This window comes from Streptomyces sp. Ag109_O5-1 (genome assembly GCF_003814875.1).
GTDB classification, from domain to species: domain Bacteria; phylum Actinomycetota; class Actinomycetes; order Streptomycetales; family Streptomycetaceae; genus Streptomyces; species Streptomyces sasae.
This window is the reverse complement of record NZ_RKQF01000001.1, coordinates 11,062,456-11,086,652: the sequence shown is the minus strand read 5'-3', so window position 1 is coordinate 11,086,652 and position 24,197 is coordinate 11,062,456. Positions and strand designations below refer to the sequence as shown.

21 protein-coding genes and 3 pseudogenes are annotated in these 24,197 nt (G+C 68.1%); 12 read left to right on the top strand and 12 right to left on the bottom strand.

Going from position 1 to position 24,197, the window contains the following annotated elements:
• Nucleotides 1-17: 17 nt before the first annotated feature.
• The 5 genes and pseudogenes from EDD90_RS50500 to EDD90_RS50480 all read right to left on the bottom strand — a co-directional run.
• A pseudogene (locus EDD90_RS50500) lies at nucleotides 18-128 on the bottom strand (cyclase family protein); the annotation flags it as partial.
• Nucleotides 129-139: 11 nt separating this feature from the next.
• On the bottom strand, nucleotides 140-1,159 hold the full coding sequence (locus EDD90_RS50495) for a dihydrodipicolinate synthase family protein (protein ID WP_123979941.1): 1,020 nt from the start codon (nucleotides 1,157-1,159) through the stop codon (nucleotides 140-142).
• Between the two features lie 107 nt (nucleotides 1,160-1,266).
• Nucleotides 1,267-2,745 (bottom strand): NAD-dependent succinate-semialdehyde dehydrogenase, encoded by a 1,479-nt coding sequence (locus EDD90_RS50490; protein ID WP_221305227.1) that lies wholly within the window; start codon nucleotides 2,743-2,745, stop codon nucleotides 1,267-1,269.
• A gap of 16 nt (nucleotides 2,746-2,761) precedes the next feature.
• Nucleotides 2,762-3,736 carry an ornithine cyclodeaminase family protein gene (locus EDD90_RS50485; protein WP_123979937.1) on the bottom strand — a complete coding sequence of 325 codons (975 nt, stop codon included), beginning with the start codon at nucleotides 3,734-3,736 and terminating at the stop codon, nucleotides 2,762-2,764.
• Nucleotides 3,737-3,767: 31 nt separating this feature from the next.
• Nucleotides 3,768-4,700 (bottom strand): VOC family protein, encoded by a 933-nt coding sequence (locus tag EDD90_RS50480; RefSeq protein ID WP_123979935.1) that lies wholly within the window; start codon nucleotides 4,698-4,700, stop codon nucleotides 3,768-3,770.
• Between the two features lie 208 nt (nucleotides 4,701-4,908).
• Here EDD90_RS50480 and EDD90_RS50475 point away from each other — a divergent pair, with 208 nt between their 5' ends.
• The 6 genes from EDD90_RS50475 (at nucleotide 4,909) to EDD90_RS50455 (ending at nucleotide 10,266) form a co-directional block, all read left to right on the top strand.
• Nucleotides 4,909-5,865 (top strand): LysR family transcriptional regulator, encoded by a 957-nt coding sequence (locus EDD90_RS50475; protein WP_185149514.1) that lies wholly within the window; start codon nucleotides 4,909-4,911, stop codon nucleotides 5,863-5,865.
• 179 nt (nucleotides 5,866-6,044) lie between these two features.
• Nucleotides 6,045-7,427 (top strand): aromatic ring-hydroxylating dioxygenase subunit alpha, encoded by a 1,383-nt coding sequence (locus EDD90_RS50470; RefSeq protein WP_123979931.1) that lies wholly within the window; start codon nucleotides 6,045-6,047, stop codon nucleotides 7,425-7,427.
• Nucleotides 7,424-7,963, top strand: a complete 540-nt coding sequence (locus tag EDD90_RS50465) for an aromatic-ring-hydroxylating dioxygenase subunit beta (protein ID WP_123979929.1) — start codon at nucleotides 7,424-7,426, stop codon at nucleotides 7,961-7,963. The genes EDD90_RS50470 and EDD90_RS50465 overlap by 4 nt, the downstream gene beginning before the upstream one ends.
• Nucleotides 7,960-8,178, top strand: coding sequence for a ferredoxin (locus EDD90_RS56070; protein WP_185149513.1), 219 nt, complete (start codon nucleotides 7,960-7,962; stop codon nucleotides 8,176-8,178). Before EDD90_RS50465 ends, EDD90_RS56070 begins: the two co-directional genes overlap by 4 nt.
• Nucleotides 8,179-8,201: 23 nt before the next feature.
• Nucleotides 8,202-9,446 (top strand): NAD(P)/FAD-dependent oxidoreductase, encoded by a 1,245-nt coding sequence (locus tag EDD90_RS50460; protein ID WP_185149512.1) that lies wholly within the window; start codon nucleotides 8,202-8,204, stop codon nucleotides 9,444-9,446.
• Nucleotides 9,433-10,266, top strand: a complete 834-nt coding sequence (locus tag EDD90_RS50455; RefSeq protein WP_185149511.1) for an SDR family oxidoreductase — start codon at nucleotides 9,433-9,435, stop codon at nucleotides 10,264-10,266. The genes EDD90_RS50460 and EDD90_RS50455 overlap by 14 nt, the downstream gene beginning before the upstream one ends.
• Before the next feature lie 168 nt (nucleotides 10,267-10,434).
• Here the strand turns inward: EDD90_RS50455 and EDD90_RS50450 are convergent, their stop codons facing one another.
• On the bottom strand, nucleotides 10,435-10,794 hold the full coding sequence (locus EDD90_RS50450; RefSeq protein ID WP_123979926.1) for a hypothetical protein: 360 nt from the start codon (nucleotides 10,792-10,794) through the stop codon (nucleotides 10,435-10,437).
• A 119-nt stretch (nucleotides 10,795-10,913) separates the two neighbouring features.
• Between EDD90_RS50450 and EDD90_RS50445 the strand changes: the two are divergent.
• A pseudogene (locus EDD90_RS50445) lies at nucleotides 10,914-11,880 on the top strand (IS5 family transposase).
• 240 nt (nucleotides 11,881-12,120) lie between these two features.
• Here the strand turns inward: EDD90_RS50445 and EDD90_RS50440 are convergent.
• Nucleotides 12,121-12,726, bottom strand: a complete 606-nt coding sequence (locus EDD90_RS50440) for a TetR/AcrR family transcriptional regulator (protein ID WP_123979924.1) — start codon at nucleotides 12,724-12,726, stop codon at nucleotides 12,121-12,123.
• Nucleotides 12,727-12,875: 149 nt separating this feature from the next.
• On the opposite strand from EDD90_RS50440, the gene EDD90_RS50435 reads away from it, so the two are divergent.
• The 5 genes and pseudogenes from EDD90_RS50435 to EDD90_RS50410 all read left to right on the top strand — a co-directional run bounded on the left by EDD90_RS50435 (nucleotide 12,876) and on the right by EDD90_RS50410 (nucleotide 19,713).
• Entirely contained in the window at nucleotides 12,876-13,508 is a 633-nt protein-coding gene (locus EDD90_RS50435; protein ID WP_123979922.1) for a TetR-like C-terminal domain-containing protein, read from the top strand.
• Nucleotides 13,509-13,886: 378 nt separating this feature from the next.
• On the top strand, nucleotides 13,887-15,461 hold the full coding sequence (locus EDD90_RS50430) for a cytochrome ubiquinol oxidase subunit I (RefSeq protein WP_123979920.1): 1,575 nt from the start codon (nucleotides 13,887-13,889) through the stop codon (nucleotides 15,459-15,461).
• Between the two features lie 13 nt (nucleotides 15,462-15,474).
• Nucleotides 15,475-16,479, top strand: a complete 1,005-nt coding sequence (cydB, locus tag EDD90_RS50425) for a cytochrome d ubiquinol oxidase subunit II (protein WP_123979918.1) — start codon at nucleotides 15,475-15,477, stop codon at nucleotides 16,477-16,479.
• A 111-nt stretch (nucleotides 16,480-16,590) separates the two neighbouring features.
• Nucleotides 16,591-17,166 (top strand): annotated as a pseudogene (locus EDD90_RS50420) (cupin); the annotation flags it as partial.
• Nucleotides 17,167-17,346: 180 nt separating this feature from the next.
• Nucleotides 17,347-19,713 (top strand): SpoIIE family protein phosphatase, encoded by a 2,367-nt coding sequence (locus EDD90_RS50410; protein WP_123979916.1) that lies wholly within the window; start codon nucleotides 17,347-17,349, stop codon nucleotides 19,711-19,713.
• Nucleotides 19,714-19,721: 8 nt separating this feature from the next.
• On the opposite strand, the gene EDD90_RS50405 is transcribed toward EDD90_RS50410, so the two are convergent.
• From EDD90_RS50405 to EDD90_RS50385, 5 genes are read right to left on the bottom strand one after another with little or no spacing between them, the layout of a single operon-like run.
• The gene (locus EDD90_RS50405; RefSeq protein WP_123979914.1) at nucleotides 19,722-20,222 is read right to left on the bottom strand and encodes a GNAT family N-acetyltransferase; all 501 of its coding nucleotides are present in this window, start codon (nucleotides 20,220-20,222) and stop codon (nucleotides 19,722-19,724) included.
• A gap of 7 nt (nucleotides 20,223-20,229) precedes the next feature.
• Nucleotides 20,230-21,807 carry a long-chain fatty acid--CoA ligase gene (locus EDD90_RS50400; RefSeq protein WP_123979912.1) on the bottom strand — a complete coding sequence of 526 codons (1,578 nt, stop codon included), beginning with the start codon at nucleotides 21,805-21,807 and terminating at the stop codon, nucleotides 20,230-20,232.
• 50 nt (nucleotides 21,808-21,857) lie between these two features.
• Nucleotides 21,858-22,697 carry a 3-(cis-5,6-dihydroxycyclohexa-1,3-dien-1-yl)propanoate dehydrogenase gene (hcaB, locus tag EDD90_RS50395; RefSeq protein WP_123979910.1) on the bottom strand — a complete coding sequence of 280 codons (840 nt, stop codon included), beginning with the start codon at nucleotides 22,695-22,697 and terminating at the stop codon, nucleotides 21,858-21,860.
• Between the two features lie 3 nt (nucleotides 22,698-22,700).
• Nucleotides 22,701-23,567, bottom strand: coding sequence for an alpha/beta fold hydrolase (locus EDD90_RS50390; protein WP_123979908.1), 867 nt, complete (start codon nucleotides 23,565-23,567; stop codon nucleotides 22,701-22,703).
• A gap of 24 nt (nucleotides 23,568-23,591) precedes the next feature.
• Nucleotides 23,592-24,155 carry a 3-phenylpropionate/cinnamic acid dioxygenase subunit beta gene (locus tag EDD90_RS50385; protein ID WP_123979906.1) on the bottom strand — a complete coding sequence of 188 codons (564 nt, stop codon included), beginning with the start codon at nucleotides 24,153-24,155 and terminating at the stop codon, nucleotides 23,592-23,594.
• Nucleotides 24,156-24,197: the final 42 nt, after the last annotated feature.

Genomic DNA, 24,197 nt, shown 5'->3' with positions numbered 1-24,197 from the left:
ATGTGGCCCGCAACGCCCTCGTCGAGGAAGTTGAGGGTGCCCAGGACGTCGTCCTGTCCCCAACGCCCCCAGTTGGAGAAGCGCTTGGCGGCATCGGCAATCGAGCCGGCGGGGTCGGCACGGTCCAGTTCGTCCGGGGTCACGCCGGGTTCCTTCCGATGAAGAACTCACGGAACGGATCCATGCTGGGTTCGAGGCCGGCGTCGAGGAGTCCCTTGCGCAGGGCGTGCATCTGGGCGTCGTGGATGCGCTGGGTGGGCTGGCGCAGCGGTCCGCCGTTGTAGCCCTGCAGCCACCCCTGGAACTTCCATGCCTGCCGGTTGATGAAGGCACCGCCGTTCAGCACCTGAGCAAGGCCGCCCTTGATCTTGCGGGCCGGATGCAGCTGCCAGTAGATGTCAGTGGCGTCGTCGTACTTGCCCTCGCGCAGCAGCTCCATGACGCGCGGGATCATGGGCCCGTAGTATTCGTGGTCGCTCGTGGCGGACAGCTGGATCGGCATGACCTGTGCCAGCGGGATGAGATCGCTCTCGATGGGCACCGAGATGACGACCTCGTCGCCGAAGAGCCGGTGGCACTCGATGGCGCCCTGAATACTGGGGAAGCCGCCCTCGGCCTTGATGACCGCGATGTTGGGGCAGTCGTCGATGAGGCGGCGGATGAGCCGCGTCGGGATGTCCGAGGGGTGCACCCGGGGACTGAACCCCCACAGGAACATCGGGAACAGGATGACCGCGAGGTTCGTGGCGTCGCAGAGGGCCTTGGTGTAGTCGTAGATCTCCTGTTCCGACTCCGGGTAGAAGTTCGGCGGGTAGGACACGAGCACCAGGTCGGCACCGGCCTCTTCGGCGCCGCGCACCGCCTCGATGTTCTGCTCCAGGGTGCTCCAACTGCCGTGGTGGACCACGACGAAGTCGTCGCCCGCCTCATCACGGACGATACGCAGGAAGTCGAGGTACTCGGGCAGGGTGATGCTGACCTCGGAGACGCCGAGGGTACCGAGGAATCCGTGCTGCTGGGCAAGCCTGACGTCGTGCCTGATGCCCTGCTCGTTGATGCCGCGAAGGTCGGCGGTGAACGACGGAATCGTGCAGTTGACGGCTCCGACGAGCTTTTCGCGGGCCCAGTCCCGGGCCTCGGTGCGGGTGTATGCGGGCATGGTCGTCCTTTGCCTCGGTGCGTGGGTGATGGGGGTGCTGACTCAACGCCTGGCGGGTTGGTCTCGGCGCGCTCGTTCGTGCTGCGGTGTCCGGCGCGGCAGTCGGCTCAGGGCGCGCCGGCGCCTTCCCAGGCCAGGTACTTCATCTCCAGGTACTCGTCGATGCCGTAGACGGAGCCCTCCCGCCCCAGCCCCGACTGCTTGACACCGCCGAAGGGGGCGACCTCGTTGGAGATCAGGCCGGTGTTGATGCCCACCATCCCCGCTTCCAGGGCGGCCGAGACGCGCCAGGTCCGCTCGGCGTCGCGGGTGAAGAGGTAGGCGGCCAGACCGTAGTCGGTGTCGTTGGCCATGCGGACGGCCTCGGCCTCGTCGGTGAAGCGGATGAGCGGGGTGAGCGGGCCGAAGGTCTCCTCGCGGGTGACGAGCATGCCCGGGGCCACGTCCCCCAGCACGGTGGGCTGGAAGAAGAGCCCTCCACGCCGGTGCCGCGAACCGCCGCACAGGATCCTGGCACCCCGGTTCGTGGCGTCGGCGAGATGTTCCTCGACCTTCGCCACCGCTGCGTCGTCGATGAGCGGTCCCTGCTGCACGCCGTCGTCGAAGCCGTCTCCGACGACAAGGTCCTCGACCCTGCGGGTCAACGCCTCTGCGAACCGGTCGTAGACTCCCGTCTGCACGTAGACGCGGTTGGCGCTGATGCAGGCCTGGCCGGTGTTGCGGTACTTGGTGGCGACGACACCGGCGACGGCGGTCTCGACGTCGGCGTCGTCGAAGACGAGCACCGGCGCATTGCCGCCCAGTTCCATCGAGGTCTTCTTCACCGTCTGGGCGGACTGGGCCAGGAGCAGCCTGCCGACCTCGGTGGACCCGGTGAAGCTGACCTTGCGGACCAGCGGATTGCCGGTCAGCTCGGGCCCGATCTCACGCGGGTCGCCGATCACCACGTTGAGGACCCCGGCCGGTACACCGGCCCGCTCGGCGAGCTCGACGAGGGCCAGTGCCGTCAAGGGGGTCTGCTCGGCAGGCTTGACGACCATCGTGCAGCCCGCGGCCAGTGCCGGAGCGGCCTTACGGGTGATCATCGCGGCGGGGAAGTTCCACGGGGTGATGGCCACGCACACCCCGACCGGCTCCTTGAGCACCAGCACCCTGCGCGATGCCTCCGGCGCCGCGAACACGTCGCCGCGGATCCGTTTGGCCTCCTCGGCGAACCACTCGATGAAGGAGGCGGCATAAGCGACTTCCCCACGGGCCTCAGCGAGTGGCTTGCCCTCCTCCAGGACGATCAGCCGGGCCAGGTCCTCCGTGTGCTCGGTGACGAGGTCGAACCAGCGCCGCAGCACCTGTGCGCGCTGTTTGCCCGACCGCGCCCGCCACTCGGGCAGAGCACGATGAGCGGCGTCGACGGCCTCGGCGGTCTGCGCTCTGCCGAGTGCCGGAAGCTCCGCAATGAGGTCACCGGTCGACGGGTTGCGGACGGTGAGCCGACCGCCGTCGCCGGCCTCCAGCCACTTGCCCTCAACGTAAGCGGCCGTGCGCAGCAGCGTGGGGTCGGACAGACCGAGTGGAACGGTCGTCTCCATGGTCATGGCGGCTCTCTCACTTCTGCACGGGATGAATGGTGGCCGGCATCCGGGTTCCGAGTCCCAGCCGCTCGGCGTTGCGCGCGCACATGCCGGCGACCGCCAGGTCCTGGGCCGCTGAGCCGACCGACTTGTACAGCGCGATCTGGTCGACGTGGGTGCGCCCGGGGACGCGCTCGCCGACGAGGTCGGCCAGCGAGCAGATCTTGCCCGCCACGTCGAGACCGGCGGCTCGCGCGGCGATCAGGTCCCCGGTGTCGTCGAGCACCTCCTCGACCATGTCCGCCACGATCACGTCGGCACGGGCAATGACCTCCGGGTCCACCTCACGCTGCTCGGGCAGGGTGGATCCGATGGACACCACGGTCATGCCCGGTCGGAGCCACTTGCCGAGCAGGGTGGGGGTCTCGTCGCGGGACCGGGCGGCACAGACGACCAGCGTGGCGCCTGCGAGGGCCTCCTCGGCGCTGGCCGCCTGCGTGATCGGCAGGTCGGACAGTTCGGCGACGAATCGGGCTCGGCTCTCCGGTCGTGGGCTGTACACCCGTACGGCCTTGAGGTCTCGTACGACGGCGAGGGCGCGCACATGGTTCTGCGCTTCGAAACCGGAGCCGATCACGGCGACGGTCAGGGCGCCGGGCGGCGACAGCAGGTCTGCCGCGACGGCCGAGGTGGCCGCCGTCCGGTAACCGGTGATGGAGTGGCCGTCGAGCAGGGCCACCAGCTCGGCCGTCCGCTGGTCGAACAGGGGGATGAGGTAGGAGGCGCGGCGCGTCGGCATCGCGGCCGCGATGATCTTCGCTCCCATCAGTTCGCGGCCGGCCGGTACGCCGGTGAGGCTACGCAGCCAGCCGTGGTCTCCGCGGGCCATGCCGCGGGCCGGATAGCGTGCTGCGTCCACGCTCGTCGCGTATGCCTCGCGCACCGCCGAGGTTGCCAGCTCCCAGTCGAAGGCCGCCCGTACCGCTGCGTCATCAAGGAAAAGAGTCACTTCAGTGGCCTTTGCGTAGGAGGGGGAGGGATCAGATCGGAGAGGGGGTCCACAGACCGCCGTCCGTCTGCTTGAGCAGCACCGGCAGCATGGTCTCGGTCATCGACCCACCGGTCCCCCACTGGTCCTGCGACTGAGGAGAGGTGCTGTCGAAGACGCGGGGCTCCCACGCCTCCTCGTCCTCGATCGTCTCCAGCTCCGTCGTGTACTCGACGACGTTCTCGTTCGGGTCGAGGAAGTAGGTGAAGGTGTTGTCTCCCGGGCCGTGCCGGCCTGGCCCCCACAGCGGGCGGTGCCCGGCGCGCATCAGACGCCCGGTCCCGCGCATGTACTCGTCGATGCCGCGCATCTCGAAGGAAATGTGATTCAGCGAGACGCTCGGTGCTCGCGAGATGGCGAGGATGTGATGCTGGGTCCCGCTGCGCATGAAGCACATCATGTCGCCGAGCCAGTCCGAGAGGCGGAAGCCGAGGTACGTCTCGTAGAACGCCTTGGTCGCGGCCACATCGGTGGAGTTGATCACCACGTGGCTGAGCTTCTTGGGGACGGATTCGCGTTCCTCGAGCTCCCGGAAGCGCTTCTGCGCGACCCCGGCGGACACCTCGACGAGTCGGCCGTCGGGGTCGAAGAACCGGACGCCGTAGCCGCCGCCCGGGGTGTCCAGCTTGCCGGGCTCCCGGTCGAGAGTGATCCCGCCGGCCGCCAGCCGCCGGGCCAGCTCGTCGACTTCTTCGGGAGAGTTCACGCCGAAGGCGATGAGGTCCAGTCGCTTGTCCTGGTCCTGCCGGACGCGAAGGACGTACTGCTCCGGGTCCGCGGGAGTGGCGAAGAAGGTCACACCGCTGTCGTCGGCCACCGGCTGCAGTCCCCAGATGTTCTTGTAGAACTCCAGAGCCTTGCCGTAGTCGGGCACACCGATACCCACATGTCTGAGATGGGTGATCGGACGGAAGGCCGCGGTCATCGTCGACTCCTGCTCTCCAGTGACGCTGAACAGGACGTTCGCGTCGCTTTTCCCGCTGCAAGACGCTAGACAGACGCACTCCTCGATACAAACAATCGATAGTGATGCGTTCGGATTGATGACATCAATCCGTGGTCGGAGTCGACCGTCGAGCCGCGGCAGCCGACTTCTTTCGGCATGCCTTCAGCACAGACGGGATTTCCGGTCGATGCCCACCACCAATGCGCCCCTGGATCTCAACCGGGTGGATCTGAACCTGCTCGTCGCCTTCGACGCCCTGATGGCGGAACGGAGCGTGACCGCGGCCGCGGCGCGTCTGTCCGTCGGACAGTCGGCCATGAGTTCCACGCTGGCTCGGCTCCGCAAGCTCCTGAACGACCCGATCCTCGTCAGGCAGGGGCGGACCATGGTCGCCACACCGGTTGCCGAGTCGCTGGTGCAGCCGGTGCAGAAGACGCTGACCGACATCAAGTCGCTGCTGTCACAGCGCGACAGCTTCGATCCCGCGACCGACCACAGGACGTACTCGGTGATGGCGACCAGCTACTCGGCCGTCGCCGTACTGCATCCGCTGTTGGCGCAGCTGCCGACCGAGGCTCCGAACGTGCGACTGCGCATCCAGCCCTTCGCGGAGGAGTACGCGGAACAGCTGGCCCGCGACCAGATCGACCTCGTCATCGTTCCGCGCGAGATGGTGCCCAGCGGACTGGACCTGTGCTGTGAGGCCGCGTACACCGACCGCTACATGCTGGCGGTCGACCAGGAGCACCCCGATGTGGGCGAGAGCATCTCGGTCGAGGAGTTCAGCGAGCTGCCGTACCTCGCGATCAGCCCCGACCGGCGACCCGCCCTGGCCGAACTGCAACTCGACCTGCTCGGTATCCCGCGCCGCGTCGAGGTCACCACGAGTTTTGAAATCGCCCCGTTCCTGATTCGCGGTACCCGGCTCATCACCTTGGTCCCCAGAACGTTCGGGCGCCGCATCGCCCCGGCGACAGGCCTGCGGCTGCTCGAACCTCCCATGGAGCTGCCGTGGGCCACCGAAATGATGGTCTGGACGAAACGCATGGACGACGATCCGGGCCACGCCTGGCTGCGGCAGCGCATGCACCATTTCGCAGATGCCTACGTCCAGGACGCACCGTCCACCCCGGCGACCGGCTGAGACAGGACCGGTCAGGAGGGACCTGCCCGCGTTCCATCGATTGGATCAATGCCGACGCATCGACAGGAATTGCTTTTCGCCATGTGATGACAGTCCTAACCTGACGTCTCGAGCCGCAGGCAGGGCCACGGAAATCCGCTGATCGTCCCTGCCGAGCACGACTGAGGCAAGGGAGCCCCATGACTGCCATCTCTCCAGAAACGGCTGATGCCGCTGCAATCCTGGACCGCGTCGAGGCCTCGCTGAAGAACGATCTCGTCCCAGTGGAAATCTTCAACGACGAGGCGGTGTTCCGCGCCGAGATCGAGCAGATATTCACCAAGTGCTGGGTGTTCGTGGCGCACGAAAGTGAGATCCCGAAGCCGGGTGACTTCGTGCAGCGCAGAATCGGCCTCGATCCGGTGATCGTCACGCGCGACGGCAAGGGCGGCATCAACGTGCTGTCGAACTACTGCCGTCACCGGGGCACTCAGGTCTGCCAGACCGATGCCGGCAACTCCCGGTTCTTCAAGTGTCCTTACCACGGGTGGACCTACAGCAACAACGGCGACCTGGTCGGCACCCCGCACATGCACGACGCCTACGGCGAGCGTCTCGACCCCAAGGCGTGGGGCCTGATACGCGCGCCCCGGGTGGCCACCCGGCAGGGCTTCGTCTTCGCCTCGCTGGACCCGGACGGACCGTCGCTGGACGAGTACCTGGGCGGGGCAGGGTGGATGCTCGACCTGATCGTCGGGCTGGCACCCGGTGGCATGCGGGTCGCCGGGCCTCCGGAACGCTACCGGCTGCGCGCCGACTGGAAGACGGCCGCCGAGAACTTCGCCGGCGACGGTTACCACGTCGACACGCTGCACTGGAGCGTTGAAGAGGTCGCGGTCGCCCAGGGAATGCAGGCGACGTGCGAGATCGCGCGCATCTACGAATTCGAGAACGGCCACGCCTTCGCCGGCCACGCCTGGACCAAGGCAATCCATCCCGGCTACGTGCTCTGGGGCTACGCGCCGGAAATCACCCAGCACTTCGACCTGTCGGGTCTGGACGAGGCACAGCTCCACGTGGTCAACCACGAGCCGCCGTCGGTCGGAACGATCTTCCCGAACCTCAGCTTCATCCGGCTGAACACCCCGTCTGTGCCGGGCGGTCCTATGTCGGTGATCACCAGCTTCCGGCAGTGGCAGCCGATCGGCCCCGGCGAGATCGAACTGTGGAACTGGCAGTTCGTCTGGGACTTCATGTCGGAGGACGAGGCCCGCGACTCCTACGTCAACGGCCAGTTCACCTTCGGCTCGGCAGGCATCTTCGAGCAGGACGACACCGTCGCCTGGGAAGGCGCACCGCGCGCCGCCCGCAGTCCGTGGATGCGCAAGGCCGGCATGGAGTTCCACCTCCAGCAGGGCAACAACAGTCAGGTCGACCAGTCGCACGACCCCTCGTGGACCGGCCCGGGCCGCAAGCGCAACACCGGCTACGGCGAGCACGCGCAGCTCCACTTCTACCGCCACTGGCTGAACGTGATGCGCGGGAACACCGGCGCCGGCACCGAGGGAGCTGAGTCAGCATGACCACGACCGAGACCCCCCGCATCGTCCCGCCCGTGAGCGCCAACCCCGAACTTCAGGCGTTGGCCACCCAGTTCTTGGCGCTGGAGGCCCGGCTGCTCGACGAGGGCCGCGAGGAGGAGTGGTACGGACTCCTGGACGACGAACTTCTCTACACCGTGCCGATCCGACAGGCAGCGGAACCGCGTTCCCAGGAGATCGACCGCAACGCCTTCCGGGTCCGGGACACCAAGGCCCACGTACGCACGCGCCTGGACCGGCTCAACACCGACCACGCGTACTCGGAAATACCTCCGTCCCGCACCTTGCGCATCGTGGGCAGCGTCGAGGTCGAGGAGATCGACCGCCCCGACGTCATCAAGGTGTCGAGCGCCCTGCTGGTCTACCGCCAGCGCGGCATCGACCCGCACTTCGATCTCATCCCGTGCAGGCGCTACGACCAGCTCCGCCTCACACCGTCGGGCCCACGCCTGCTGTCCCGCGAAATCGTGCTGACCGAAACGGCGCTGGCCACTCCGAACCTTGGAGTCTTCCTGTGAGCGACAACCTCTCCGTCTCTCTCGACGGCACCCGCTGCAAGTCCTACGGCATCTGTGTCAGCGTCATGCCCGACGTCTTCGACACCCCGCCGGGCAGCCCGACGGCTGTTCTCCTGCGCGACGCCGTCGACGCCGACGAGCGGGAGGACCTCGAAGAGGCCGCCCGCGCCTGCCCCGCACAGGCCATTGCGCTCGACTCGGGCCGCAAGCCGTGACCGGCGGCTTTGAGCGAGTCGTCGTGGTGGGAGCCTCCGCCGCCGGCCTCGGCGCCGCCGACGGTCTCCGGGAGGCCGGATTCACCGGCTCCATCACCGTCCTCGGCGCCGAGCTGCACCAGCCGTACGACCGGCCCACGCTGTCGAAGGCCCTGCTTGTCGCCGAGGAGGACCCGCGACTCCTCGAACTCCGCTCTCCCGAACGCATCGAGGCGAACCGCCTCGACCTGCGCCTCGGGCACGCCGCGGCGGGGCTCGACGTCGACCGCCGCTATGTGGTGACCACGTACGGCGAGGCGCTTCCCTGGGACGCTGTGGTCATCGCCTGCGGCAGCCGCCCCCGCGAGCTGAGGAGCCTCGGGGGTGAGGTACTGCCGGCCCTGCGCACCCCCGAGGACCTGCGGGTGCTGCGCGAGGCCGCGGCGCGATACGGCGAGATGACCCTGATCGGCTCCGGCTTCATCGGACTGGAGGTCGCGGCCGCTCTCGTCGCGCGGGGCGTGGCGGTCACGGTCCTCGACGCGCTCCCGCTGCCGCTGGAGCCCGTACTGGGGACCGAGCTGGCCACCCATCTCCGCGACCTGCACACCGCACGCGGGGTCCGCTTCCGTAGTGCCGTCGCGATGGCGTCGGTCACGGGACAACCAGGGGCGTACGAGGTCCGGCTCACGGACGGAAGTGTGCACCGGACCCCGTTCGTGCTGACGGGTATCGGCGCCGAACCCGCCGTCGACTGGCTGGCGGGCTCCGGGATCGAGGTGACCGGCGGGATCGTCACCGACGCCGCCGGCCGGACCAACGTACCCGACGTGTGGGCTGCCGGTGACGTGGCCGCGTTCCACCACCCGCTGCTGGGACAGCGCGTACGCGTGGAGCACTGGACCCATGCGGTCGAGCAGGGCCGGCACATCGGCTTGAACATCGCCCGCGGCGAGACCACGCCCTACCAGGGAGTGCCGTACTTCTGGACCGACCAGTACGGCATGCGGTTCCAGTGCTACGGCCGCCGCCGTGCGGGCGACCGCAGCCTCGTCGTCGAGGGTTCCCTCGACGCGGGCGAGTTTCTCGTCCTGTTCGGGCACGCCGGCGAGTTCCACGCCGCGTTCGCCTGCGGGCGTGTCCGCTCGCTGCGCGACTACCGCAAGCTGCTCGCACGCGGCGGCACCTGGGACGAGGCACTCGCTCTCGCCCGCACGAACACTCCCGCGCTCGACACCACCGTGTCGTGCGTCAACCGAAAGGAATGCACCCCCCATGAAGCTGCTTGACGACCACGTCGTACTCATCACCGGCGGCGGCTCCGGCCTCGGTCTCGGCGTTGCCCGCCACTGCCTCGAAGAGGGCGCGCAGCTCGCGATCCTCGAGTACGACGAGGCCAAGGTGCTCGGGCTGAAGAACGAGTTCGGCGATGACGTCCTCGTCATGCACGGCGACGTACGCAACATCGACGATCTTCGTGCCTGCCGGTCCCAGATCGAGGACCGCTACGGCCGGCTCACCTCCCTCATCGGCGCGCAGGGCATCTTCGACGGGAACATCCGGCTGGCCGACATTCCCGTCGAGCGCGTCGACGCTCTGTTCGACGAGGTCTTCTCGATCAACGTCAAGGGCTACGCGCTGACCGCGCGGATCATGCACGACCTGCTGCAGGCCGAGGAAGGCGCGATCGTGCTCACCGCGTCCCAGGCGGCGTTCGCGGCCGACGGCGGCGGTGCGGCCTACACGGCCAGCAAGGGGGCGGTGCGCAGCCTGGTGAACCAGCTGTCGTTCGAGTTCGCCCCGCGGGTACGGGTCAACGCCGTCGCCCCTACGGGCATCGCGGGCAGTCAGCTCCGCGGGCCCGGCGCTCTCGACCTGCACGAGTCCAAGCAGTCGGACATTCCTGCGGACGCCTTCCGCGCGGAGTTCGAATGGGGTACGCCCCTTCAGCACCTGCCCACCCCGGAGGAGTACGGGCCCTTCTACGCACTCCTCGCATCCCGGCACAACAAGGTGATGACAGGCCAGACCGTGATCGCCGACTCGGGCACCCTGAACCGGGCCCTCATGAGCCTGGGCCAGCGCATCAGCAGCTACCCGTCGGCCTGAGTGCCGCGCCTCTGCGCACCACACCGGGTCGCAGAGGCGCGCATGCCGTCTTCCTCCTGGAGGTGCGTCAACCGTACAACTGTTGACGTGTGCTGTTGCCGCTTGGCTAGCCTGTCCCGAACCCCACATGCACGACTGGCGGTTGGGCAGACGGAAGGTGACCGGCGGTCAGCCGATACCGGTCATGGCCCACTGCTGCGGAGTGCCGCTGTTGGATGTGGACTGGATCACCGCGCTGCCCTCGGTGGTGACGTTGCCGTGCTCCAGTGCTTTGTCGCCGTTGGCGGACACAGCCGGTACACGCCCTCGGGCAGGACGGCTGTCATGCCGCTGACAGGTCGAGGGGGCGTTGAGCAGGTAGATGCCGCTGATGGTGTTGTAGACCTCCGGGATCCGCAGAACGCCGTCGATCGGCCAGGTGAAGACGTGGCGAACAGCTGCCGCCCTTCTTGGTGCCCTTGCCCCAGGACGGCTCGAGGCGAACGGGCTGCCGCTGGTGCCGTAGATGCTGTCGCCGTAGGTGCCCATCCAGGAGGTGAAGCCGCTCAGGACGTTCTCAGAGGGTGTTTGATCTGGGCCTGTGTGAGGTCGTGATCATTCTCGGGTTCTGGTGCCGTGCACGGGTGGGACTTGGTAGGACGCTGGGTGTGACACGTAGGCGACTCACCGACGAGCAGTGGGAGTTCATTGAGCCGTACCTGCCGATAGGCGAGTACGGTCCGTACCCCGAGCGGCTGCGGGAGCAGTTCGAGGGGGTGATCTGGCGGTTTCGGTCCAGCGCCCAGTGGCGCGAGATGCCTGCCGAGTTCGGACCGTGGCCGACGGTCTACGGACGCTTTCGCGTCTGGCGGGACGCCGGGGTCTTCTCCGCTCTTCTGAAAGGCGTGATCGCCGAGGCTGCTCGCCGGGGACAGACGGACTTATCCCTGGTCAGCGTGGACTCCACCACTGCCCGCCCTCACCACGACGCGGCCGGGATGCACATCGGCAAGGACGTCATGGAGGCCCTTGAGGAAGCCGCCGCCGAGGAGGAACAGGCCCGGCAAAAAGGGGCGGCCCGCCAGAACAGAACGGACAGGACGGCAGGGACGACCCCGAGCAGGAAGAGCGACGGCGTATCCGGCGACGACGCAAGCTCCGCTTGAACCAGGCCCTGCTCGGCAGATCCCGTGGTGGACTGACGAGCAAGATTCATCTCGCCGCTGACCGCAAGTGCCGTCCACTGTCACTCGTACTGACCGCAGGACAGGCCGCCGACACCCGCAGTTCGTCCCCGTGCTGCAGAAGATACGGGTCCGTCTGCCTGTGGGCCGGCCTCGAACCCGGCCCGACGCTGTCGCCGCGGACAAAGCCTACTCGTCCCGCGCTAACCGCTCTTACCTGCGGAAACGCAACATCAAGGCAGTCATCCCGGAGAAGAAGGACCAGGCCGCCAACCGGAAGAAGAAAGGCCGCCGGGGCGGCCGTCCCACATCTCACGACGGCGATCTTTACAAGGAGCGGAACACCGTTGAGCGGCTCATCAACAAGTTGAAGGCATGGCGGGGAATCGCGACTCGATACGACAAGACGCCCGGGAGCTACCTCGCCCATCGAGCAGCACGGGATGACTAATCCCGACCGGTACAAGCAGGAAGAGCACAAAGGCCCCTTCCCTCGTGTTCGTGACTGCCACTCGCGCCCGCGACGAGCTCGTCGTCACGTGGAGCGGCAGAGCCAACCGATTCCTTCCGACCGACGCGACAGGACGGCTTACCGAGTCGCGGATCTGCTCAGAAACGATGGCCCGCCGTCCGGATCGGCCGCTGCTTGATCGCGGATGTGCTGTATCAGGTTGCTGCTTACCCCTCAGGGTCAGGTGGTCAGGGACGGCATGACCACCGAGTCCAGATAGTGGAGCAGGAACGTCCGGTCCGGTGGCCGGTTGGCCACCAGTGGCCGGGCCACCAAGGCACCGATCAATACGTAAGGCACGTACTGCAGTGCCGGGCAGTCCGCTCGTACCTCACCCCGAGCCACCGCTCGTCGGAGGATCGCCGCGAGGCCGGCGGGGTCGGGGTCGACGATCAGGTTCTGCAGGGCCCGCAAGAGGTCGGGGTGGGCGTGGACGGCGTGGATCAGGCCGCGGACCAGGGCGGCTTCTCTGTGGAGTTGCTCGTCGTCGAGCTGTTCGATCACCGCGCGCAGGTCGCCTCGGAGGGAACCCGTGTTGATGTCGCCGACGACTTTGCCCTTGGTCCGGCGCAGTGCCTCGGCGACCAGTTCCGGCTTGCCCGACCATTGGCGATAGAGCGTGGCCTTGCTGCAGCGGGTGCGGGTCGCCACCCCGTCCATGGTCAGGGCCTCGTAGCCGACCTCGCGGAGGAGGTCGAGGACGGTGGCGAAGAGCTCCTCCTCGCGTTCCGGGGTGATGCGGCTGCGGCGCGTGCGTGGCGTGGTGGCCTGGTCCCTCGCTGTCATCCGCGGCACCTCGTTCGAGCTTCGAGCGAAACGGTTTCGCACGCGCATACGGTAACCTAGGCTACGGTGAATACGAAACCGTTTCGGTCGCACAATAGGACATGGGTCCTGAGTCGTGGGCCGTCTCGGGGATGAGGGGAGAGCCAGTCATGGCAGCCATCGCGTCGCCGGTCCCGGCCGAACCCGGCCCCGCCAAACCGGGCCGCCCCCGCGACACCACCGCCGACGACCGCATCCTCCGCGCCGTCGTCGACGAACTCTCCGACCATGGTGTCGCTGGCTTCCGGATCAACAACGTCGCCGCCCGCGCCAAGGTCGCCAAGCGCACCCTTTACAGCCGCTGGACCGAGCGGGACGAGCTCATCATCGCGGGGCTCAACACCCTCGCCCTCGACCTCGTCCCGCCCCGCACCGGCAGTCTCGTCGGCGACCTCAACGCTCTCTACGACGACATCGCCGACGCCCTCGACAGCCCACGCTGGCTCATCGCCGCCCGCTGTTCCTTCGAGCTGCCCGACCATCCCGAGCTGTACGCGAGATTCCAGCGCGACTGCATCGACAAGCCCCTCGCCGTCGTCGAGGACGTCCTGCGGGACGCACAACTCCGCGGTGAACTGCGCGCCGGCATCGACCGTTCCGTGGCCGCCGAGACCTTCACCGGTTCCATCGCGGGGTACAGCTCGCACATTGCCCGGCTCCGCGGGGTCAGTGCGTACGGTGTCCGCACGCAGTTCCTCGACATGTTCCTGCACGGGCTGCGCGCCCACGACCCTCGCGAATGAGCCTCCGGACCGCCGCGGAGGCCGAACTTGACACCCCACACCGACAGCCACGCGCCGGACGTGTCACGCCACTCCTCGATCAGGTCGAGCTGGGGAGGCGTTCCGTGAGGAGCCCTGCTCCGTCCACCGAGGGCCTCGGACTTGCCCGTCGACCGGGCAGGTCCGCTTCGACTCTGCGACGGACTCGGTGCAAGCGCCTCCGAGGTCCTCCTGTGGCTCCTCGGAAGTTGGGCCCCCTCCCCGATCCCAAACAGCCGGTACGACATCACACCTTGTGAATGTGATCGCGTTCACAAGGTGTGATGGTTCCTCCTGAAATCGGTGGGATCAACGGAGCAATCCTCTGCTGCGACTACGGCAATATAAGGAGAAGATGCAGTGGATCTGGCTTTGGCGCCGGAGACCTTGGCGCGATGGCAGTTCGGTATCACGACCGTCTACCACTATCTTTTCGTCCCTTTGACGATATCTCTGGCCGCCCTCACCGCCGGCCTGGAGACCGCCTGGGTGCGCACGGGTAAAGAAAAGTACTTCCATGCCACGAAGTTCTGGGGGAAGCTCTTCCTGATCAATATCGCGATCGGTGTCGCCACGGGCATCGTGCAGGAGTTCCAGTTCGGCATGAACTGGTCGGACTACTCAAAGTTCGTCGGCGACGTCTTCGGCGCTCCGCTCGCGATGGAGTCGCTGATCGCCTTCTTCTTCGAGTCCACCTTCATCGGCCTGTGGATCTTCGGCTGGGACAAGCTGCCCAAGAAGATCCACCTGGCCTGCATCTGGCTGGTGTCCACCGGCACGATCCTGTCCGCGTACTTCATCCTCGCGGCCAACTCCTGGATGCAGCACCCCGTCGGCTACCACATCGACAAGACCACGGGGGTGGCCCACCTCAACAGCATCTGGCAGGTCCTCTTCCAGGACACGGCGGTGTTCCAGTTCGCGCACACCCTCTCCTCCGCCTTCCTGACCGGCGGCGCCTTCATGATCGGCATCGCCAGCTACCACCTCCGGAAGATCAAGAAGAAGAAGGCCGCAGGGGAGGACGTCGATCATAAGAAGACGGTCACCCTGCGCACCTCGCTGCGGCTCGGCCTTGTCGTCACCATGATCGCGGGCGTGCTGGTCGCCCTGTCCGGCGACTCCCTGGCCAAGGTGATGTTCAAGCAGCAGCCGATGAAGATGGCCGCGGCCGAGGCGCTGTGGGAGACCCAATGTCCGGCCCCGTTCTCGATCTTCTCGGTCGGCGATGTGACCAAGGGCCACAACTCCGTCGAGATAGAACTTCCCGGTCTGCTGTCCTTCCTGTCCGACCGCAACTTCAGCAGCTGTGTCCCCGGCATCAACGAGACCGCCACGGCCGAGGCCGAGAAGTACGGTGGTGCCCCCGAGGACTACGTCCCCAACCTCTTCATCACCTATTGGGGCTTCCGCCTGATGATCGGCATCGGGCTCAGCGCGGCCGTCGCCGCGGGTGCCGGATTCTGGCTGACACGGAAGAAGAAGTGGCTGCTGCCGGAGCATCAGGCCGCCGAGGACGACGTGCCCAAGCTGATGCTCACCAACAAGAGAGAGTTGGGGCCGACCATCACGCAGTGGGGCTGGCGCTTCGGCATGGCGTCGCTGATCTTCCCCTTCGTCGCCAACTCCATCGGCTGGGTCTTCACTGAGATGGGCCGTCAGCCCTGGGCTGCCTACGGTCTGTTCAAGACCGAAGACTCGGTCTCCCCCGGTGTCAGCCAGACCGAGATGGCGATCTCGCTCGGGGCCCTGACCCTGCTGTACGCCGTGCTGTTCTGGATCAACGTACGGCTGATGAAGAGGTACGCCGTCAAGGGCCCCGACACGGACGAGCAGCCGCCTGCCAAGGATCCGACGCTGCGCGGGCCTTGGGGAGACGACGCCGACGACGACTCCCACGACGACTCCGACAAGCCCTTGAACTTCGCGTACTGAGAGGAGATGCGCCATGGGCCTCAACGACTTCTGGTTCCTTCTGATCGCCGTCCTGTGGACCGGCTACTTCTTCCTGGAAGGGTTCGACTTCGGGGTCGGCATCCTGACCAGGTTGCTCGCGCGCGACCGGACTGAGCGCCGCGTACTGATCAACATCATCGGACCGGTGTGGGACGGCAACGAGGTCTGGCTGATCACCGCGGCCGGCGCAATGTTCGCCGCGTTCCCGGTCTGGTACGCGACGTTCTTCAGCAGTTTCTACCTGTTGCTGGTCCTCGCTCTGCTGCTGCTGATCGTGCGGGTGTTGGCCTTCGAATACCGGCACAAGCGGCCGGAAGAGAGCTGGCAGCGCAACTGGGAGCTGGTGCTGTTCGCCAGCTCGCTGCTGCTGCCGTTCCTGTGGGGAATGATGTTCGCCAACATGGTGCGGGGCGTGCCGATCAACTCCCAGCAGGATTTCGCCGGTTCGTTCGCTGACCTGCTGAACTGGCCTGCGTTGCTCGGTGGTCTCGCCTTCGTCGCGCTGTGCACCGTGCACGGAGCGGTGTTCACCGCGCTGAAGACGGTGGGTGACATCCGGGTACGGGCCCGTACGTTTGCCACCAAAGCCACCGTGGTCGCTCTGCTTCTGGGGGGCGCGCTGCTGATCTGGATCCAGGCGGAGCGCGGGACGGCGTGGACCGCGATGGCCCTTGCCGTGGCAGTCGTCGGGCTTCTTGGCACGCTCGCGATGAACGCCAAGGCGCGGGAAGGGTGGGCGTTCAGCTTCACCGGGGTCGCCATCGCGTCCGTGGTGGCGGCGATCTTCCTGGCCCTGGCGCCGGACCTCATGCCCTCCTCGCTCAACGACGCGTGGAACCTGACGATCGACAACTCGGCCTCGGGTCCGTACACACTGAAGGTGATGACGTGGGTCGCGGTCATCATGATGCCGCTGGTGCTGCTCTATCAGGGGTGGACCTACTGGGTGTTCCGCAAGCGGATCGGTCCCCAACACATTCCCGCCGACGCCCACTGAGCCCACATCCGAGAATGCCGCACGCATAGTCCGTTGCCGCAGGTCAGGCCGTCTTGACTGGCTATAGAGCCCCCTGGTGACCGAGTTGGCCGAACTGGCTCACCAGCTGTCTTCGACTTCGGCCGGGAGAAGCTGTCCGAGGAGGAGCACACGGCGCCGGACCGGTCGCGCTCCGAGCGGCTGTGGGGACATCCGGGGCTGGTGCCGGTCTCCCAGCTCGGCCGCAGGCAGGGCACTCCGCGGCCGGCCTATCGCGGGGCGGACACCGACGCCACCCTCTCCGACCAGCTGGAGCTGGAGCACGCCGGCCACCCCGGCACCGTCGACCCCGGCCACGCGCTGGTGCGCTACACCATTCCCAGCGACGGCAGGGACGTCTTGCCGACCATCCGCGCCCAGTTCCACCGCATCCGCACCGGCGCGGAGACCACCCCGCGCCTGGAAACGGGGTCGTCCGTGTACCAGGTCTTCGAAGGCTCGGGAGAGGTGACCGTGGGCGACTTCTCCTGGTCCGTCACCCGTGGCGACCTCTTCGTCGTCCCGTCATGGACACGGCTGTCGATCCGGTCACAGGCGTCGCCCTCGGACTCCGACTCCGGAGCGCTGGACCTGTTCCAGTTCAGCGATGCTCCGATCCTCTCCAAGCTCAACCTGTTCCGCGCCCACACCGAGGAGAGTCACGCGTGAAGCTCGCAACCATCCGTCTCGACGGCCGCACCGCCGCCGTCCGGGTCGAGGACGACTCGCTCGTCGATCTCGGACTGCCGCGTGGCCGCTCGGCTTGAAACCTGCCACCCTCAGGGGGATCGTGAACATGGTCAGCACGTCCGGCAACAAGGCAACTTAGGCGACACTTAGGGCACGACAATGACGTCCGACGAGCCGCCCGGCCGACTCCCTCCGGCGTCGACAGGGGTCTTCCTCGGCACGGCTGCGGCCATCGCGGTCACGGACCCGGACGGCCGGGTGACCCATTGGAGCAGCGGCGCCCAGACGCTGTGGGGCTATGCCCCCGAGGACGTCATCGGCAAGCCTCTGGCCAATCTGTTCACCGCTGACTGGGCAGTGCTGAGGCACCGGGACGGCAGGCTGTCGGATGCTCAGGTGCGCCTCTATCCGCTGCCGTCCGACAAGCGGCCGAGCGGGTGCCTGGTGATTGTCGTACCCAGGACGGACTCCCCGGACGAGTGCTCACTCATGCGATGGATGTTCGGGAAGCAGCCCCTCGCCCTTTCGATCTATGACCGCGAGGGACGCATACTGTTCGGCAACGAGGTGATACAGCAGGCGGCGGGCCTCTCCGAGCACGACTTCCGCGGCCGGTTCATCACCGAGATCCTGCAGGGCCCCGTATACGAGGAAGTCGAGCAACGGGTCCGCCGGGTTCTTCAGACCGGGAAGCCCGAATTCGCCGAGCCCTTCGTGAGGCTTCCGAGGGAGCCGAGGGCGCACGCCTGGGCTATCGACATCTTCCCGCTCACGGACGAAGCCGGCCAGGTGCAGGGGGCGGGTCTGTCGGCGTACGACTACTCCCAGCAGTACGAGTCCCGGGAGCGGCTGGCCCTCGTGAGTGAGGCCCGCACCCGCATCGGCACCAGCCTGGACGTGGTGGGCACCGCACGCGAGCTCACCGAGGTCGCCGTGCCCCGCTTCGCCGACCTCGTCAGCGTGGACCTGCTCGACCCCGTCTTCCAGGGCGATGTGCCCGCACCTGTCCTGTCCGGTCCCGTCCCGCTGCGCCGGGCGGCATACCGGGTGGCGTCCGCGACGTCCGGCGAGCATCCGGTCACGGACGAGATCAGTAACCATGTTGCTTCTTCGCCGATCGCCCGGTGTCTGGCCAGCGGCCGGGCGGCACGGCACCACGTCGACGACTCCCAGGTCGTCCGCTGGTTCGCCGACGACCCTGTCCAGGCGGCGCAGGCCCGCGCATGCGGATTGCGTTCGCTGATCGCCGTACCCATCCGCGCCCGGGGCACCATCCTCGGAGCAGTCTTGTTCATCAGATGCTCATCTCGCGAGCCGTTCGGCCCCGACGATCTTGCCGTCACCGAGGACCTAGTCGCGCGGGCCGCGGTCTGCCTGGACAACGCCCGCCGGTTCACCCGCGAACGCGGCATCTCGCTGGCGCTGCAACGCACCCTGCTGCCGCACGGCCCGACCACGCATCCTGCCGTGGAGACGGCTTCCCGTTATCTCCCTGCGGGCGGCGGCACGCAGGCGGGCGGTGACTGGTACGACGTGATCCCGCTGCCCGGCGCCCGCGTCGGCCTGGTCGTCGGCGATGTCGTCGGCCACGGCATCAACGCCTCAGCCACCATGGGCCGCCTGCGTACGGCGGTGCGCACCCTCGCCGACATCGACCTCCCGCCCGATGAGCTCCTCACCCACCTCGACGACATCGTCACCCACACCGAGGACGACACCGTCGCCACCGGTGAGATCCCCGGCGCCATCGGAGCCGGTTGCCTGTACGCGGTCTACGACCCCCTCTCCGGCATCTGCTCCCTTGCCCGGGCCGGCCATCCCCCGCCGATCCTGGTACACCCCGACGGCACCAGCACGGTCATCGACCTGCCCGCCGGCCCGCCTCTGGGGCTGGGCAGCCTGCCCTTCGAGGCGGCCGAGGTCACCGTGCCCGAAGGAAGTCTGCTCGCCCTGTTCACCGACGGCCTCCTCTCGGCCGGCGATCGCGACCTCGACGAGGGACTCGACGCCCTGCGCCACACTCTGGCCCGGCCCGCGTCCTCACTTGCGACGCTGTGCGACACCGTCCTGGGCACCCTGAGCCCCGAAGCGCGCACCGACGACATCGCCCTGCTCCTGGTCCGCACCCGTCTCTTCGGCGAGGACCGCGTCGCCTCCTGGGACGTTCCCGTCGACCCCGCGGTCGTCGCCGAGACCCGCCGCCGCGCCTGCGCCCGGCTGGTCGCATGGGGCCTGGAGGAAACCGCGTTCGTCACGGAACTGGTCATCAGCGAGCTGGTGACGAACGCCATCCGGTACGCCAGCGGCCCGATCCGCCTCAGGCTGATCAAGGACGAGGCACTGATCTGCGAAGTCTCCGACGGCAGCAGCACCAGTCCGCACCTCCGCCGCGCCCGGGTGTTCGACGAGGGCGGCCGCGGCCTGTTCATGGTCGCCGAGCTCACCCGAAGATGGGGTACGCGCTACACCCGCACCGGCAAGACCATCTGGGCCGAGCTTGCTCCTCTCCACCTCTCCACGCGATGAGGCGGTGGTCAGTGGGGCATGTCGTCGAGGGCGGTGGACATGTCGGCGAGGTCCGGGGGTTCGGCGGCGAACAGGACCACGCTGGCGTCGGGCAGGTCGGCCTCGGTGACCCGGAGGAGTCCGCCCGCCTCAAGGGCGGACTGGGTGACGGTGTCGCTCTCGTTCGGTGCGGCGACGATGCGGCGGCAGCGGGGGTCGGCGAGGAAGAGTGCGGGGACGAGGGCGCACAGCAGTTTCGCGGCAAGCGCTGGGCCGGACGGCCCGTGGTCGGGGAGGACCAGGCCCAGGGCAAGGTCGTGGGTGCCGTACGGATAGCAGCTGTGCAGCGGGTGGTGCGCGACGCGGTGGACGCGCAGGAGCAGCGTCGGACCGCCCTGGGCCTCGGTGACGGCGTACGTGCGCGCCGTCTGCGGGGTCACCGTGGCGGGCTCGTCGAGCGGGCGCAGCGTCCAGTCGGTACCCAGGACGGGTTCGGGCGGTGCCGGTACGACGGCGGTGTGTATGCTCATGGCCGGCTCACAGTGTCTCGGCGGGCCGCTGGGTCTCGACCCAGCTCCGCAGTTGGGACTTGACCAGCTTGCCGCTGCCGTTGCGGGGCAGCTGTTCGGCGATCAGCACCTCGGTGGGCAGCTTGTAGCGGGCCAGGTGCCCGCCGGTGAAGGCGCGCACCTCCTCCAGTGTGGGCGTGGTCCCGGGCTCGCAGGTCAGCACGGCGAGCACGGTCTCGCCCCACTTCGGATGCGGGACGCCGATGACGGCCGCCTCCAGGACACCCGGGTACGCGGCGAGAACGTGCTCGACCTCGGCCGGGTACACGTTCTCCCCGCCGCTGATGATCATGTCCTTGAGGCGGTCGACGATGTAGTAGAAGCCGTCCTTGTCCCGATGCGCGATGTCGCCGCTGTGGAACCAGCCCGCGTCGTCGAAGGCGGCACGGGTGGCCTCGGGGTTGTTCCAGTAGCCGGGCGTGACGTTCGGGCCGCGCACGCAGATCTCCCCGCGCGTGTCCGCGTCCCGCACGCCCGCCCCGGTGACCGGGTCGACGATGCGGACCTCCGTGTACGGCATGGGTACGCCGGTCGATCCGGCCTTCTCCGCCGTGAGCCCGGCCGGGAGGTAGCAGGCGAAGGGCGCGGTCTCCGTCAGCCCCCACGCCTGCTGGAGCAGGATGCCGCGTTCTTCGTAGCTCTTGATCAGCTGGGGCGGGACGGGGGCGCCCGCGACGATCGCGGATCGCAGGGCGGAGAGGTCGGCCGCGGCGAAGCCGGGCGCGCGGTTCAGGGCGCTGTACATCGCGGGGACCGCGAACAGGGTCGTCACGCGGTGCTGGGCGAGGTCCTCCAGGCACTGGACGGGGTCGAAGCCGCGGCGCACGACGACGGTGCCGCCGCGCACGAGGGTGCGCAGGGTGAGGGCGTTGAGGCCGCCGATGTGGAAGAGCGGGGCGACGGCGAGGTTCACGTCGTCCGGGCGGGTGTCCACGACACTTTCGACGTTGACCGCGTTCCACCAGAGGTTGCCGTGGGTGAGCATGACTCCCTTGGGTCGGCCGGTCGTGCCGGACGTGTACATGAGCACCGCCAGGTCGTCGTCGTACAGCGCCACCGGCTCCGTGCCACGTCGGTCGGCTCCGAGCAGCTCCGAGAGCGGTGTCCAGACGGCGGCGGGTGCCGTCGCCGCGGGGCACCGCGGATCCGTGTCGACCAGCACGTGGATGCGGGCGGGTATGTCGCTCATCACCGACTCGACGAGTGCGCGATGGCCTTCCTCGACGACCAGGGTGTGCGCACCGCTGTCGCTGAGGATGTGGCGCACCTCCTCGGCCGCGAGCCGGAAGTTGACCGGCACGAAGACCGCCCCGAGGTGGGCCGCGGCCAGCAGCGTCTCGAAGAAGGTCACGCTGTTGAGGCCGAGGTAGGCGACCCGGTCGCCGCGCCGCAGTCCACGTACGGCCAGCCCGGCGGCCAACTCGGCCGTCCTGCGGCTGAGTTGGGCGGCAGAGATCTCGTGGCCCTCGTAGACGAGTGCGCAGGCGGTGGGGTACTGGGCTCTGCGGTGCAGTGCCGCGGCGGGGCTGATGTCGACGGCGGCCATGCGGCGGCTCCTTCGATGGCTGTCGTGCGGAAGTGAGAAGGGGAGACGGTTCAGAGGCCGGCGCCACCGGCCGGGGAACGGAATCCGCGGACGGCGATGCCGCCGTCGGCGGGGATCACGGCGCCGGTGACGGTGCCGCTGTTGGCGCGGGAGGCGAGCAGGACGTACGGGCCGGTGAAGTCCTCCGGCTCGACGCTGGAGTCGTACAGCGGGATGAGCGGTTGCTGTGCCTGTCCGGACGCCTCGTTCTTGGCGAAGGAGGCTTCGAGCGTGCGGTCCTGAAGGCCCAGGCTCTGCGGGCCGCGCAGCTTGGTGCGCATCCCGCCGACGGCGACGCCGTTGACGCGGACCCGCGGCGCCAGCTCGTAGGCGAACTGCCGGAGCAGGCCGAGGCAGGCGTGCTTGCTGGCGGTGTACAGGGGACCGCCACCGTCGGTGTGGAAGGAGGCGTTGGACAGCGTCATCACGATGCTGCCGCGCGTGGCGACGAGTTCCCGCCAGGCCGCCTCGACGGCGAGGACGTAGCCCTTGACGTTGATGCCGAAGACCTCGTCGAACGCCTCGGACAGCTCCTTGCCGTCGAGCTTGGTGACGCTGCGGTGGTAGTCCCAGATCCCGGCGTTGGGGACGAGGATGTCCAGCTTGCCGAACCTCTCGACGGTCGCGTCCACCGCCCGGTGCAGATCGTCCGGGGAGCGTACGTCGCCGGTGAGGGGCAGCACCCGGTCGGAGCGGTCGCCCGCCGCGGCGACGACCTCCTCCAACTGCTCGGCCCCACGGCCGAGGACGGCGACGCTCGCGCCTTCGGCGAGGTAGCGCAGGGCGACGGCGCGACCGATGCCGGAGCCCCCGCCGGTGATCAGGGCGACCTCGCCCTCCAGCCATCCCATGATTCAGTGCTCCCCGAGGAAGTCGGTGACCAGGCGCTCGAACTCGGCCTGCCGCTCCAGCTGGACCCAGTGGCCGCAGCCGCCGAAGACGTGCAGCTGGACGTCGCGGATCTGCTTGAGCATGAGTTGGGCGCCGTCGAGGGTGATGGTGCGGTCGTCGCGGCCCCACAGCAGGAGGGTGGGCGCCTTGATCTTGTGAACGCGCTGCCACAGCGGGTCCATGCCGTGCCGCTTGGCGAAAGCGGCGTTGTAGGCGTGGTAGAAGGCGATGTGGGACTCGTCGAGGGACGCCTCGTAGCGGGCCTGCGCGGTGTCGGCCCAGCGCTTGGGCTCGGCGGTCATCACGCCGATGAAGTCCCGCATCTTCTTCAGGGTGGGGCCCTCGCCGTTGTAGTAGCGGAACATGGCCTTCTGGCCATCGGTCGGGGTCGGTCCGAAGGGCAGCCAGCCTCCTCCCGGCGCCATCAGAACCAACTTCTCGACCCGGCCTGGGACTTCGAGTGCGGTGGCGATGGCGGCGGCCCCACCGAGGCTGTTGCCGAGCAGGTGGAAGCGGTCGATGCCGAGGGCGTCCAGAGTCTGCAGCAGGGCGTCGACGGTGATCTCGGTGATGCTGCGGGCGTCGAGGTCGGCTTCGGTGGGGCGGTAACTGCCGCCGAAGCCGGGCTGGTCGGGCAGGATCACGCGGAAGTGCTCGGTGAGCGCGGGGAGGTTCTGGCGGTAGTTGGCCACCGCGCTCGCGCCGGGGCCGCCGCCGTGCAGCATCACCAGCACCGGGCCCTCGCCCGCCTCGCTGACCGCGACGGTGCCGAGCGTGGTCTGCACGGTGTGCTCGACGAGCTTCACCTCTGTGGTCTGTTCAGTGGTCACGAGCGGGCTCCGGTTCACAAGGGCTTACAGGAAGGTGCTGATGTTCTTGGCGAGCAGGACGTTCTGGTCGAGCAGGATGGTGCGGCGCGCGATCAGCAGCCGTCCGTCGTCCGGGTCGCGGCGCAGCTGGTCGGTGCGGCCGCCGGCGTAGAGGTCGACCTCACGTTCCAGGCGGTTGCGGTAGCAGAGGAATGACGACTCGGCGACGTACTCGCCGGGCTCGCCGGCCGGCCAGACCAGGATGTTGGTGATCAGATGCCGGGTCCGCGACGGCGGGTCCTCGGCCCAGGCCATGCCCGAGTCGAACCGGCGGATGCGCCAGGCCAGGCTGGCCTTGGTCTCGTCGAAGATGGCGACCTCGCCGGGCGAGCCGTCGGCCAGGGCCTGCTGGCGCCGCAGGCGGTTGGTGCGTACCGGCGCCCAGTAGTGCAGGTCGTCGGTGAACAGCTCCAGCCAGTCGGCGTAGCGGTGCTGGTCGAGCAGCTGTGCCTCGAGGGCGTACAAGCGCTGTACCTCGAAGTGGAGCCGCATGTCCTCGTCGACGGCGGGTGCGGTCGTCCGGGGGGTGTCCGGGGGGTGGATGCTCATCGGGGGTCCTCCTGCGGGCCGCGCCGGGTGGTGCCATTCCAG